We start from the raw sequence: 12,395 nt of genomic DNA on the forward strand, positions 1-12,395 counted from the left end.
ATGCAGCGAAGAATATAGCCATTATCACAACTGTGAATAATTTTGGTCTTCCTGTGCCAGAGGCTCAGCATGAACCTGCGTGATCTCGACCTGAATCTCTTGCTGGTACTGCACCAGTTGCTCCTCGACCGACAGGTATCGGTGGCCGCCGAGCATCTGGGCCTCACCCAGCCCGCCATGAGCAATGCCCTCAAGCGCCTGCGCTGCGCCCTGCAGGATGACCTGTTCGTGCGTACCGGCCGGGGCATGCAGCCCACACCCTATGCGCTGAGCCTGGCCGAGCCGGTAGCCCAGGCCATAGCCCTGTTACGCCAGGCGCTGATGCGCACGGCGGCGTTCGACCCGGCCAGCAGCGAGCGCCCGTTCAATCTGGCGATGACCGACATCGGCGAAATCTGGTTCATGCCGCGGCTGATCGAGACCCTGCTGCAACGTGCGCCGGGCATCTCGGTGAGCACCGTACGCAGTGACGCACAACTGTCCGACGATCTGGCCAGTGGTGCCATCGACCTGGCTGTGGGCCTGCAACCCAACCTGCAAAGTGGTTTCTATCAGCGTCGGCTGTTCGTGCATCGCTATGTGGCCCTGTGCCGCCGCGATCACCCGCTGGTGCAGCAAGCCATGAGCATCGAAGCGTTCTGCAGCCATGGCCATGTGCACGTGGCAGCAGCCAGCACCGGCCACGGCGAGGTCGAGCAGTACCTGCGCCGCGCCGGGGTCAGGCGCGATATTCGTCTGCAAGTACCGCACTTCGTTGCGGTGGGGCACATTCTGCAACGCAGCGACCTAGTCGCCACGGTGCCGGAACGCTTCGCCGAGACCTGTCTGGTGCCTTTCGGCCTGGCAGCCCTGCCATTGCCGGTGCCCTTGCCGGAAATCGCCATCAACCTGTTCTGGCATGCGCGCTTTCACAAGGAGCCCGCCAACCAGTGGTTTCGTGAACTGATGTTCGAGCTGTTCAGCGACTGAGCCGGGCCGCATGCACCTGCGCAAGAGCGGCCGGCAATGCGCCAGCCGGCGTCACTCCTTGGTCAGGTCAACCAACGGCGTCTGCCGCACCTCGGTCTTGCGCCCATCCTGAATCGTGCTCACCTGCTTCAAGGCCTTGTCCACCGCCGCCTTGTCCGCCAGCAGGCTGTAGCGGATCTGGAACTGTTTATGTTCCTTGGGCGCGATGGTCGGGACCAGGTTCAGCGGGCGCTGATAACGACGGTTGTAGGAGAAGCTGGTGCCGGGTTCCAGCCCGGTGACGTACCCCTGGCCCTGGGTGTCGGTGTTTTTCCACAACGAGAACACGGGCAGTGTCCGGGTGTTGAAGCCCACCGAAACGCCCAGGCTGCCGGCCTTGTTGTGCAGCACGGTCAGGGTGTCGCCCTTGGCATCGGCGTAGGGCACCACGTTGTAGACGGTTTCGTCGTAATCCTTGGTGGGCGCGCGATAGGTTTGCCAATCGGCCAGGTCGCCCTTGGCCTTGTCGTTGAACGGCGACACCTGCTTCACCGGCGCGGCGAACCGCGCGCCCTGCTCAAGGAACGGCGTGCTGAAGTTGCTGTGGTACAGCGCCTGGTATTCCTTCGCATAGTCGCCGTTGTTGGTCAGGGTGTCGTTGAGGGCGAAGGTCACGCTGCCCGGTTCGGTGACCAGTTCGGTGGCCACGGAAAAATCTACCTTCTTGAACGCCTGCTCTTTCAGCTCGCCACGCAGGGTGATCGCGTAGGGCGGCTTTTCATCGATGTGGAGTGTGACCTTGCTGGCCGGAATGTTGGCAGCCCGGCCGTGCAAGGTCAGTAATTCGCCGTTGTCCATGCCGGGGTGGCCGACCCATTCGTAGCCGCAGCGGGTGACCAGCTCGTTGAAGCCTTCCAGCCAGCCCAGGCCACCGCGGCCATTGAGCTCGATGAAGGCCGGGTTGACCACTTCCTTGACCGGGGAATCCCAGCCCATACGCACATCGCCGACCGAAGCCTGCAGGACGTTCATGCCGCGTGTCGGCACCACGGACAGCTTCATGGTGCCGTTATCGATATCGACGATGCTCACGCCTTCCTGCCGCCCGCCGTGCAAGGTGCGCAGGGTGACGCTGAAGGGTTTGTCGGTTTTGGCGCCGAGTTGCTCGCTGGTGATCTGCCAGTTCTGGGCAGCCTTGTCGGAGTCGAGCAAAACGTAATCCCAGGCCATGGCATGGGAGGCAGCGGACAGTGCGCCGAGCGCGACGAAGAGTTTGAGTGGGGTCATGACTACAGCCTTTTTTGGAGTTGTGTCATTTTTTATAAACTTGATGAAACGTTTCAGCAAGCTAAAAAGGATTTAGCTCCGACGAGCCTGATAGCGAGCCCAAGGCAATCGAGGACATTAGCGATATCGCCTGGGCAGCTGCACCAGCAAGGCGACGTTCAACCAGCTGCTGAACTAGGCGTGCTGGAACAGCTCGGTGATAAAGGCCTGGTGATACAAGCGGGTTGCTGCGGTGCGGCAGGTGCCTGGACTTCGAAGCGCCCAGAAGCTCAGAACGTACTGCAGCGCATTCGAGCTGGAGCCTGAGCCCTCAAGAAGTAGGCGATGGTGCTGTGCCAAAGTCGCCGGCATCCACACGCCCCTGCCCAGTGCGAAGCTGGGCTGATTCGAACAGCGCGATGGCAATACCCTCGATCTCAGCGCACAGGTGCAACTTCTCCAGCCATCGCGCCGGAATACCCTGCCTCGCATAGAACGCACCGGCTATCTGGCCAACGATCGCCGAGGTGGTGTCGGCATCGTCACCGAGATTGGCGGCTTGCAGCACTGCTGCCTCGAACGAGTCAGTGGACCAGAAACACCAGAGTGCGGCTTCGAGTGAAGCAATGCAGTATCCGGTCCCTCTGATCTGGTCGCGGTACTTGTTCTTGAAGCTGCCCGAAGCAAGGGCTTTGATTGCCGGTTCACAGTACTGCCCGGGAGAAAGGCTAAGCACATCGTCTTTCTTGTGCCCTGCCAATGCCTTGGAAACCACCTCTGCCAAAAGTTGGCACGATTCGATGGCCTCGGGGGCGCCATGGGTTGTGCGCGAACTCTGCTCAGCGGCCCATTCCATTGAGGTCAGGTCCGGATAGTAGAAGAGGATGACTGGAGCCAAGCGCATGATCGAGCCGTTCCCGGCCGCTTGCGGATCAATGGAACCGGCGAATGGCTCTCCACTTTCCTCAAAGGCCATCAGCGCCTGCCTGACTGTCGTCCCAATATCGAAGCACTGCCCCGTCGCGCTCCAGTAACCCCAATGCCACCAATTGAGATACCGCGTCATCTGGTCCCGGGCATCGAAACCGTTCTTCGAGAGCAGACTTTCTGCCAGGCAGAGCGCCATCGAGGTGTCGTCTGTCCACTGGCCAGGCGCTAGGGCGAAGGGGCCACCGCCGACCATATCCGTGATGGGCCTCAGCGTCTCGCGAGGGCTGAATTCGAGGGTAGTGCCGACAGCATCGCCGCAAGCCAGGCCGAGCAGGCATCCGACATAGCGGTCCTGCAGGTTGATCTCAATGCTCAATGACTACCTCCCGGGCTTTTCCGATATTCGCGAGTGCACATCATAAAACAGGCTCACCTGCTCAAGAGGTTACCCATCTGCAAGCGGTAGGCCGGCGACCCATCCATATCATGGATACCCGATATCAATCCCAGTTACCTACCTGGATACCACTCGCCCCTCTACGCTGATGCCTCACATTCAGGAGACATCACCATGCGCAAACCTAACAAAGCATTCGCTGCCGTTCTACTCGCGGCCACCTTGTGGCAATTCCCTTTGGCACACGCCCAGCCCGATCCCCTACCCGCGCACGTCGTGTAGCAGCAGGTTGGCGGTTACAAGATGCGGGTTGGCGATGTGCAGGTGACGGCGCTGAGCGACGGGACCATCCCCATCGACGTGCATGCCCTGCTCAAGGGCGCCAAACCCGAGGACATCGACAGGCTGTTGATGAAGAGCTTCCAGCGCAACCCGCTGGAAACCTCGATCAACAGCTTTCTCGTAACCTTGCCAGGCCACCAGGTGCTCGTCGATACGGGCGCCGGCCAGCTGTTCGGCCCCGGCAACGGTGGGCGTTTGCTCGAGAACCTGGCCGGCCAGGGCCTCAAGCCTGAAGACATCACCGACGTGCTGCTCACCCATGCCCACTCGGATCACTCCGGCGGGCTGGTCAGGGACGGGCAACGGGTGTTCCCCAATGCCACGGTGTATGTCGGCAAACCCGACGTGGATTTCTTCTTCGATGAAATCAACCAGAAACGCACCGGCTACGAGCAGAAGTATTTCGACATCGCCCGCCTGACCCTGCAGCCCTACCTGGACGCCGGCAAGCTGCGCACCTTCTCGCAAAGCGAAGAGGTGCTGCCAGGTATCACCGCCACGCTGCATCCCGGGCATACGCCGGGCTCGGCCTTCTACAAGCTGACCAGCGCCGACGAGAGCCTGACCTTCGTGGGCGATCTCATTCACGTGGCAGCAGTACAATTTCCCATGCCCGGCGTGACGATCACCTTCGACCAGAACCAGGCCAAGGCCGCCGCCGTGCGCAAGGCGCAGTTCGCCGCCTTCGCCAAGCAGCGCGCCCTGATCGCCGCGCCCCACCTGCCCTACCCCGGCATGGGCCACCTGCGTGGCAATGCCCGCGGCGGCTATGATTGGGTTCCCCTGACCTATGTCGATCGCAAAGAGCCCTAGGAGATTGCCTGCATGAAGTTGCCCTCGGGTATCGACATGGATCTGCTGCTGACCCTGGATGCCCTGCTGGACGAGCAGAACATCACCCACGCGGCTCTGCGCCTGGGCATCAGCCAGCCAGCGATGTCTGCCCGTCTGACACGCCTGCGCCGGGTGTTCGGTGAACGACTGTTCATCGCGGCGCCCAACGGGCGCGGTGTGCTGCCGACACCCAGGGCATTGGCCCTGCGCCTGACCTTGCAGCAGGTGCTCAACGGCATGTCCGCCCTGCTGGAGCCTGTGGTGTTCGATCCCGCCACCAGCCAGCGCATCTTTGTGGTGGCCTTGCATGAGAACCCGGCGCTGATGGTGGGCGCCGATCTGTTCAACCGCATCCGTGAACAGGCGCCGCTGGCGCGTCTGCGTTTCGTCCAGCCCGATCTCGATACCCTTTCCCAGCAGATGGAGCACGGTGAAATCGACCTGTTCATTGGTATTGGCGAGACGGTCAACGAAGGCTGGGTGGGCCGTCAGCTGTTCACCGATCACTTCGTCAGCGCGCAGCGCAAAGGTCATCCGCGCGGGGCGCGAGAGCTGGATTTGGAAACGTTCTGCAGCGCAGCGCATCTGCTGGTGTCATCAGCGGGCGATCCCTTTGTCGGCATCGTCGATCGGGTTCTGGCCAAGCTGGGCAGCAGCCGCCAGGTGCTGATGTCGACGCAGAGCTACGCCACCGCGCCAGCGCTGGTGGCGGGCACCGATCTGCTGTGCACGCTGCCACGCCGCCTGCTGAAGCAGTTCGCCAGCTCGCTGGATCTGTTCGAACCGCCGATCGATCTGCCATCGCTGTCGCTCAACGCCTACTGGCACCCGCGCAACCATGAGGATGCAGCCAGCATCTGGCTGCGCGAGCAGGTTCTGCAGGTTGCCGGTGGGCTGGAGCGAAACGAGGGCTGACCTCACGCAGGCCTTGGCTCTGTGTGAGGTCAGCGCTGCTGTGCCCTTAACGGCTATCGAGCGCTCTCGCTCAATCTGCGGCCAGCTGTGCCAGGCCATCATCAAAGCGTGACACCGCGACCAGCAACGCCTGGATCGAGGCAACGACGATATTGGCGTGGCTGCCGGCACCGAAGCGCGAGCCGGCCACACCCGGCCAGGCCACCTCGACCAGCGCCAGGGCATCGGCGGCGGCTCCGCCACCTAGGCTGCGCTCCTCGTAACTGTCAATGCGGATCGGCAAGCCAAGCGCCGCCACGGCAGCGTCGATGGGGCCGGTGCCGATACCCCGCAGCGTCTGCCGGCGCCCGTCCGGCAACATGATCTCCAGCGTTACGCCCTGCCCAGCTTCATCTTCGAACAACTGGTGGCCAAGATAGGCCAGTTCGCCACCGGCACGTGCCGGGGCCAGATAGGGGCGTTGGAACAAGGCCCAGAGCTCGGCGCTGGCCAGCTCCGTTTCGCTGCTGTCGGCCATCTTCTGCACGATGGCGCTGAACTCGACCTGCATTCGCCGCGGCATCGACACGCCATGGTCGCGCTGCAAGAGGTAGGCGATGCCGCCTTTGCCCGACTGGCTGTTGACCCGCACGATGCTGTCATAGGTCCGCCCCAGATCCTTGGGGTCGATCGGCAGGTACGGCACTTCCCAGACGCCATTCGGGTCCTGTGCCGCGAAGCCTTTGGCAATGGCATCCTGGTGCGAGCCGGAAAAGGCGGTGAAAACCAGATCGCCAACATAGGGATGACGCGGGTGGATCGGCAGCCCCGTGCAGGTTTCGGCGACGCGCGCCACGCCAGCGATATCGGAAAAATCCAGATGCGGGTCGACGCCCTGGGTATAGAGATTCAGCGCCAGGGTGACCAGATCGAGGTTGCCGCTGCGCTCACCATTGCCGAACAGGCAGCCTTCCACCCGCTGGGCGCCAGCCAGCAGCGCCTGCTCGGCGCAGGCCACGCCGGTGCCGCGGTCGTTGTGCGGGTGCACCGAGAGCACCACATGCTCACGGCGTTCCAGGCGCTCGTCCATCCATTCGATCTGGTCGGCGAACACATTGGGCGTCGCCACTTCCACCGTGGTCGGCAGGTTGATGATGATCGACCGACCGGGGCCGGCATCCCAGGTGCGGATGGCGGCGTTGCACATGCGCAGCGACACCTCCAGCTCGGCCATGCAGAAGGTTTCCGGGGAGTACTGCAACACCCATTCGGTCTCGGGGTGCGCCGCCACCTTTTCCTTGAGCAATTGCACGTGGCGCACCACCAGCTGCTCCACTTCGTCCACCGACAAGCCGAATACCACCCGCCGCCAGACCGGCGCGATGGCGTTGTACAGGTGCACGATCACCCGCCGCGCGCCTGCCACGGCGCGTACGGTTTCGTCGATCAGGTCCTCGCGCAGCTGGGTCATGACCATGAGCGTGACGTCATCGGGAATGCCGCCTTCGTCGATCAAGTTGCGGATGATTTCGAAATCGGTGCGCGAGGCGGCTGGAAAGCCCATTTCGATCTCCTTGAAACCGAGGCGCACCAACTCGCCGAACAACTGCAGCTTGCGCTGCCGATTCATCGGCTCGAACAGCGCCTGGTTACCGTCACGCAGGTCGGTGGACAGCCACACCGGCGCCTGGGTAATACGGCGCGATGGCCAGCGACGATTAGGCAGATCAATGACGGGAAAAGCGCGGTACTTGGTTTGCGGATTGCGCAGCATGGAGTGAACCTTGAGCGGGAAAGCGGACGGTACCGATCTCCCCTGCCCGCCATGGCGGGCTGATTCAAGGCCGGGATCTGGGGGAGATCGCAAGTCGACGCCACACACGCGGCGACAGACTCCGGCCGAAGCTCAGGGCTAGTAGCGGTAGCGAGGGCAGCTGAAGGTTCATGGCGCGGTTCCGGTCAGACAGGTGCCCAGCATAGGCAGCCGGGCGGCTGACCACTCACGACAAATGGTCGCTCGTTATCGCCAAATGGTCATTCCTACCGCTAAGCTGATAGGCCGCATAGCATGGACGCTCCCATGGTCGACCACAGCCATCTCCCCCAAGAATCCCAGGCCATGCCGGTCACCGGCGTTTCGGTCGATTACTCCAACGGCCACCAAGTACCCGCCCACAGCCATCCGCGTGCGCAGTTGATCTATGCCATTTCCGGGGTATTGGTGGTGGAAACGCCGGCTGGCCGCTGGGTCATACCGCCGACCCGCGCCGTGTGGGTGCAGGCAGGCGTCGAGCACGCCCTGCGCATTCGCGGCAAAGCCTGCATGCGCAGCCTGTTCGTCCACCCCGACGCCATCGATGGCTTGCCGACCGGCAACTGCGTGATCGACGTATCACCGCTGCTGCGCGAACTCATCCTGGCCGCGACCCAGGTGCCGGCGCAATACAGTGCGGACAGCCGTGACGGGAGACTAATGCGCTTTCTGCTCGATGAACTGCGTAGCCTGCCGGTACTGCCCTTCCACCTGCCCTGGCCGGATGACGAACGCATCACCCGCGTGTGCCTGACTCTGACGCAAAACCCGGCGCAGGACGACAGCGCCGAGCATTGGGCAGAGCAACTGGCCATGAGCCCGAAAACCTTTCACCGCCGCTTTCTGACCAGTACCGGCATCACCTTTGGCCGCTGGCGCCAACAGGCGCGCCTGTTGCTCTCGCTGGAGGCCCTGGCTGAAGGCCAGCCCGTGCTGCAAGTGGCCCTGCAGCATGGTTACGAAAGCCAGAGCGCCTTCGCCGCAGCGTTCCGCCGGCAGTTCGGCGTCGCGCCGTCGAGCTTTATAAATGAGCGCAACCAAACACCTGACTGCAAGACCAGCACGGGCTGACGCGCCCCCCCCGCGGCGAAGGCGCGGGAGATAGGCCGACTTCGCCTAGCCCTTTGACGAGTTGTCTGCAGCCTGGCTCTTCAGCCATTGGCGAACCACCCCCAATGCCTCGGCCTCCGGCGCTTTGCGCGGCCAGACCAGATAGAACGCCTTGTTGAGGTGCAACTGCTGGGCGAACACCTGCACCAACCGGCCGGCGGCAATGTCGTCTTTTACGAATGCATGGCTGGCGAGCGTGATGCCCTGCCCTCCGATGGCGGCCTCGATGGCCAGTGAAGTCTGGTTGAAGTGCAGATTCCTGCCGGTAGGTGATGGATGCTCGTGAAAGACCGTAGCCGTGAACTCGGGCCAGAAGTTATGCGCATCGTGCAACGCGACAAAGCGCTGCAAGGCTTCGAAGGAGTCAGGCGTGCCCTTATCCGTCAACAGCGCTGGGCTGGCCACCGCGACGATCTGCTGCTCCATCAACAACTCGACATTGAGCCCCGCGCCAAACGGCGGCTGGCCATAGCGCACGGCAAGATCAACGCCATCGGTCTGGAAATGGCAGATTCGCTCGCTGGCCAGTAACCGCAGATCGATTTGCGGATTGCTTTCGGCAAAGTTTCCCAGCTTCGGTATCAGCCATTTGGAGGCAAAGGTGGGCGTAACGCTGACCGTGAGCTGCGAAGGCATGGGGCGCAGCAGCCGGGTCGCCTCCTCAATCATTGCCAATGCGCGACGCACGCTTTCGCTGTAGCTGCGCCCGGCATCGGTAAGTGCGAGACCGCGCGGCAGGCGCTCGAACAAGCGAACCTCCAGGCTCGCCTCCAGCCCACGGATCTGCTGGGCGACTGCAGCCTGGGTCACCCCCAGCTCCTCGGAGGCGATACGGAAATTCAGGTGACGCGCCACCACTTCGAATACGCGCAACGCGTTGAGTGACGGCAATCTGGCAAAGCCTGGCTGCATGACGATGGATTTTCTATTGGCTCGAAAAAGTTTCTCTGCCTCTCTGCAGAGTGCGTGAGCTTGTTACGCTGCTGTCAGCCTATAGCGTTCGCTGCGCTGGCGCTACGTCAACTGCCCATCGATAGGGCAGCGCTGCCAGTAGCGTATCCATCTCTGAATCGAGAACCGCCATGAACAAGTCTGCGATTGCCGTGTTCGCCTTTCTGGGCATTATTTGAGGCAGCAATTTTGTTTTCGTCAAAACGGCTGCCGCGTTTATCTCGCCGCTGCAGATCACCCTGCTGCGCGTGCTGTTCGGGTTTCTCCCGGTACTGATCTATGCAGTGGCCACGGGCGCGCTGCGTCGTGAGCACTGGAAACACGCCCATCACTTTCTCGTCATGTCATTGCTGGCAACGGCGCTCTACTACTTCGCCTTCGCCAAGGGCACCGCGCTACTCGATACCAGCATCGCCGGCATGCTGGGTGGCGCGATTCCGCTATTCACCTTTTTGTGCGCCTGGCTCTTTCTGCGTAGCGAACAGTTGACTCAATTGAAGACGCTCGGCATCAGCCTTGGGTTTCTGGGCATCGTCGTGGTGGCCAAGCCCTGGTCGGCACAGGGCGGCATCGACCTCAACGGCGTGATCTACATGATTCTCGGCTCCCTGAGCGTGGGTTGCTCATTCGTCTACGCCAAGCGCTTCATCATCCCCCTGGGCCTGCCGGCCGTGGCACTGACCACCTACCAGACCGGTCTTGCCCTGGCGCTGCTGGCAATCGTCACGCCTTTTCACGGCATCGGCGCAGTGTTCGATGACACCCATGCCTGGGTTGGCCTGGTGTTCGGCCTCGGCTTGCTGGGAACGGGCGCTGCCTACCTGGCGTATTACTTCATCGTCGACGCCCTGGGCGCACTGGCAGCCTCTGCCGTGACTTACATCCCGCCCGTGGTCGCGCTGCTGATCGGCTGGTGGCTCGGCGAGCCGGTCACCGCAAGCGCCTGGGTCGCCATCGCGCTCATTCTGGTAGGTGTTGCCCTGGTGCAACTGTCGAGCAACGGGCGAATCGCTAGTACGCGCCTGAAGGCGTCCAGCACTTAGTGCCGACGCCCACCGACCCCATCACTCTCATGCCGCCACTGCCGTGGGCTGACGCCGAACCAGCGGCGGAAGGCGCGGGAGAAGGCGCTGACTTCGGAGTAGCCGAGCAGCGGTGCCAGGTTGGAGATGGGCAGTTGATGCTGGCGTAGGTAGTGGGTGGCGAGTTCGCAACGCACTTTGTCCACCATGGCGGTGAAGGTCAGGCCCTGGTCGCGTAGGCGACGCTGCAGTGACCAACTGCTCATGCTCAGTTGCTCGGCGGCCAGTTCCAGCACGGGCTCGCCCATCAGCAGTTGCTGGCGGATCTGCTCGCGCACGTCATCGGCCAGGTCCCGTTCGCCACGGCCACTCAGGGCACTGAGCTGGCTGAGCGAGTCCTGCATCACCAACAGCAGCACGGGGTCGCCCTGTGGCATGGCGCGCTCGAGCCCGCGCTTGGGGATGACCAGCGAATTGAACGGCTGCTCGAAGTACACCGGCGCGTCGAAGACTTTGCAGTGCTCGTGCCAGTGCTCGGGCCGTGGATGCTCGAAGTGCACCGCACGCGGTGCCCACTGTGGGCCGAGTACGTGGCGCACCAGGTTCAGCGCCATGCCCAGGGTCAACTCGGCGTCCTGGCGGCGACAGAGAATCGCGCCGTGGCGCACCTGGTAATCGAAGCGGTAGCACTCGCCCTCGTCCACCAGGCGGATCAGGCTGTTGCGCTGGTGCAGCGGGAAGGCACGGGCGAAGTTGATCAGCGCCTGTTCGACGGTCGCCGAGCACAGGCCGATATAGCCAAGCAGCCCCAGCGCCTGGGGCTTGAACTGCTGACCGTAGTACAGCCCGAAGTTGTCGCACCCGGACTGGCGCGACGCCTCTTCCAGCACCTGGCAATAATTGGGCAAGGCCAGGCTCAAGGTGGGATGGCGCAGGGATTCGGGGTCGATGCCGGATACGCCGAGGATGCGATCGGGATCACCGCCGTGCTTTTCGATAAAGCCGCACAGGCCGCTGGCGGCGGCGGCCAGAACGCCGGTATTGGACGGGCTGCCGGACAGCAGCGGCAGGCCGGCGGACAGGTCAGGCTGGACGAGGACAGAGCTCATGGCGCCTCCTTGGTGACAATTTGTGTCTGAAAGCAAGAAACACGCCGGTTATTGAATACGTCGTCAATAACCGCGCCCTGCCGGGTCCCTCGCTGCACACCATTCCTACGGCCTGCTTGAAAAGCCCTAAAACGGGTCATTCGGAAACACTCGCACCGAAATTAAGCACTCCCAGTTGATCCAGCGCGACACGCCACACGACAACGTCGAAATTTGACTTTGCAGAACAGCCAGCCTCGCCTAGCGTCAAGTCGGCCACATGAATTCGTCTCATAGTTCATGGCGAGCCCCGGTCGTGCTCGCGACCCGCCCCTGAAAACTACAAGAACTCGTAATGGGAGAACGTCAATGATCTATGCCAAACCCGGTACCGCAGGCGCCGTCGTCACCCTCAAATCGCGCTACGGCAACTACATCGGCGGCGAGTTCGTCGCGCCGGTGGGCGGTCAGTACTTCACCAACACCAGCCCGGTGGATGCCTCGGCCATCGGCGAATTTCCGCGCTCGGATGCCAAGGACATCGACAAGGCCCTGGATGCCGCCCACGCTGCCGCCGATGCCTGGGGCAAAACGTCAGTGCAGGACCGCGCGCTGATCCTCTTGAAGATCGCCGACCGCATCGAAGCCAACCTCGAGCTGCTGGCCGTGGCCGAAACCTGGGACAACGGCAAGGCCGTACGCGAGACCCTGAACGCCGACGTGCCGCTGGCCGCCGATCACTTCCGCTACTTCGCCGGCTGCATCCGCGCCCAGGAAGGCACCTCGGCGGAGATCAACGA

At 62.6% G+C, this 12,395-nt stretch carries 10 protein-coding genes and 1 pseudogene; 6 read left to right on the forward strand and 5 right to left on the reverse strand.

Going from position 1 to position 12,395, the window contains the following annotated elements; all coding sequences use genetic code 11:
* Positions 1-69 precede the first annotated feature (69 nt).
* Entirely contained in the window at positions 70-969 is a 900-nt protein-coding gene (locus tag BM279_RS18745) for a LysR family transcriptional regulator (protein WP_093506220.1), read from the forward strand.
* 51 nt (positions 970-1,020) lie between these two features.
* On the opposite strand, the gene BM279_RS18750 is transcribed toward BM279_RS18745, so the two are convergent.
* Both BM279_RS18750 and BM279_RS18755 read right to left on the reverse strand, forming a co-directional pair.
* Entirely contained in the window at positions 1,021-2,235 is a 1,215-nt protein-coding gene (locus BM279_RS18750) for an aldose 1-epimerase family protein (RefSeq protein WP_093506222.1), read from the reverse strand.
* A 310-nt stretch (positions 2,236-2,545) separates the two neighbouring features.
* Positions 2,546-3,514 carry an ADP-ribosylglycohydrolase family protein gene (locus BM279_RS18755; RefSeq protein ID WP_167363171.1) on the reverse strand — a complete coding sequence of 323 codons (969 nt, stop codon included), beginning with the start codon at positions 3,512-3,514 and terminating at the stop codon, positions 2,546-2,548.
* 330 nt (positions 3,515-3,844) lie between these two features.
* On the opposite strand from BM279_RS18755, the gene BM279_RS18760 reads away from it, so the two are divergent.
* Both BM279_RS18760 and BM279_RS18765 read left to right on the forward strand, forming a co-directional pair.
* Complete coding sequence (locus tag BM279_RS18760; RefSeq protein WP_208604547.1) at positions 3,845-4,696, forward strand: MBL fold metallo-hydrolase; 852 nt, start codon at positions 3,845-3,847, stop codon at positions 4,694-4,696.
* Positions 4,697-4,708: 12 nt separating this feature from the next.
* Positions 4,709-5,632 (forward strand): LysR family transcriptional regulator, encoded by a 924-nt coding sequence (locus BM279_RS18765; RefSeq protein WP_093506225.1) that lies wholly within the window; start codon positions 4,709-4,711, stop codon positions 5,630-5,632.
* 70 nt (positions 5,633-5,702) lie between these two features.
* Here the strand turns inward: BM279_RS18765 and BM279_RS18770 are convergent, their stop codons facing one another.
* The gene (locus BM279_RS18770) at positions 5,703-7,385 is read right to left on the reverse strand and encodes a 2-isopropylmalate synthase (protein ID WP_093506227.1); all 1,683 of its coding nucleotides are present in this window, start codon (positions 7,383-7,385) and stop codon (positions 5,703-5,705) included.
* 306 nt (positions 7,386-7,691) lie between these two features.
* Between BM279_RS18770 and BM279_RS18775 the strand changes: the two genes are divergently transcribed.
* Complete coding sequence (locus tag BM279_RS18775) at positions 7,692-8,495, forward strand: AraC family transcriptional regulator (protein ID WP_093506229.1); 804 nt, start codon at positions 7,692-7,694, stop codon at positions 8,493-8,495.
* A gap of 45 nt (positions 8,496-8,540) precedes the next feature.
* Here the strand turns inward: BM279_RS18775 and BM279_RS18780 are convergent, their stop codons facing one another.
* Positions 8,541-9,446: a LysR substrate-binding domain-containing protein gene (locus tag BM279_RS18780; RefSeq protein ID WP_093506231.1), complete on the reverse strand. Its 906-nt coding sequence runs from the start codon at positions 9,444-9,446 to the stop codon at positions 8,541-8,543.
* Between the two features lie 230 nt (positions 9,447-9,676).
* Between BM279_RS18780 and BM279_RS23720 the strand changes: the two are divergent.
* Positions 9,677-10,528, forward strand: a pseudogene (locus tag BM279_RS23720) (DMT family transporter); the annotation flags it as partial.
* On the opposite strand, the gene qhpR reads toward BM279_RS23720, so the two are convergent.
* Complete coding sequence (gene qhpR, locus BM279_RS18790; protein ID WP_093506233.1) at positions 10,525-11,616, reverse strand: AraC-like transcriptional regulator QhpR; 1,092 nt, start codon at positions 11,614-11,616, stop codon at positions 10,525-10,527. The pseudogene BM279_RS23720 and the gene qhpR overlap by 4 nt on opposite strands.
* Positions 11,617-11,964: 348 nt before the next feature.
* On the opposite strand from qhpR, the gene BM279_RS18795 reads away from it, so the two are divergent.
* The coding region (locus BM279_RS18795; protein ID WP_143103618.1) for an aldehyde dehydrogenase family protein at positions 11,965-12,395 on the forward strand (431 nt) is incomplete at its 3' end.

The organism is Phytopseudomonas straminea (assembly GCF_900112645.1).
Taxonomy (GTDB): domain Bacteria; phylum Pseudomonadota; class Gammaproteobacteria; order Pseudomonadales; family Pseudomonadaceae; genus Aquipseudomonas; species Aquipseudomonas straminea.

Coding starts and splice junctions, on each gene's coding strand:
- BM279_RS18775 (WP_093506229.1), top strand. CDS start 7,692: ATGGTCGACCACAGCCATCTCCCCCAAGAATCCCAGGCCATGCCGGTC.
- BM279_RS18770 (WP_093506227.1), bottom strand. CDS start 7,385: ATGCTGCGCAATCCGCAAACCAAGTACCGCGCTTTTCCCGTCATTGAT.
- BM279_RS18780 (WP_093506231.1), bottom strand. CDS start 9,446: ATGCAGCCAGGCTTTGCCAGATTGCCGTCACTCAACGCGTTGCGCGTA.
- qhpR (WP_093506233.1), bottom strand. CDS start 11,616: ATGAGCTCTGTCCTCGTCCAGCCTGACCTGTCCGCCGGCCTGCCGCTG.
- BM279_RS18760 (WP_208604547.1), top strand. CDS start 3,845: ATGCGGGTTGGCGATGTGCAGGTGACGGCGCTGAGCGACGGGACCATC.
- BM279_RS18765 (WP_093506225.1), top strand. CDS start 4,709: ATGAAGTTGCCCTCGGGTATCGACATGGATCTGCTGCTGACCCTGGAT.
- BM279_RS18750 (WP_093506222.1), bottom strand. CDS start 2,235: ATGACCCCACTCAAACTCTTCGTCGCGCTCGGCGCACTGTCCGCTGCC.
- BM279_RS18745 (WP_093506220.1), top strand. CDS start 70: ATGAACCTGCGTGATCTCGACCTGAATCTCTTGCTGGTACTGCACCAG.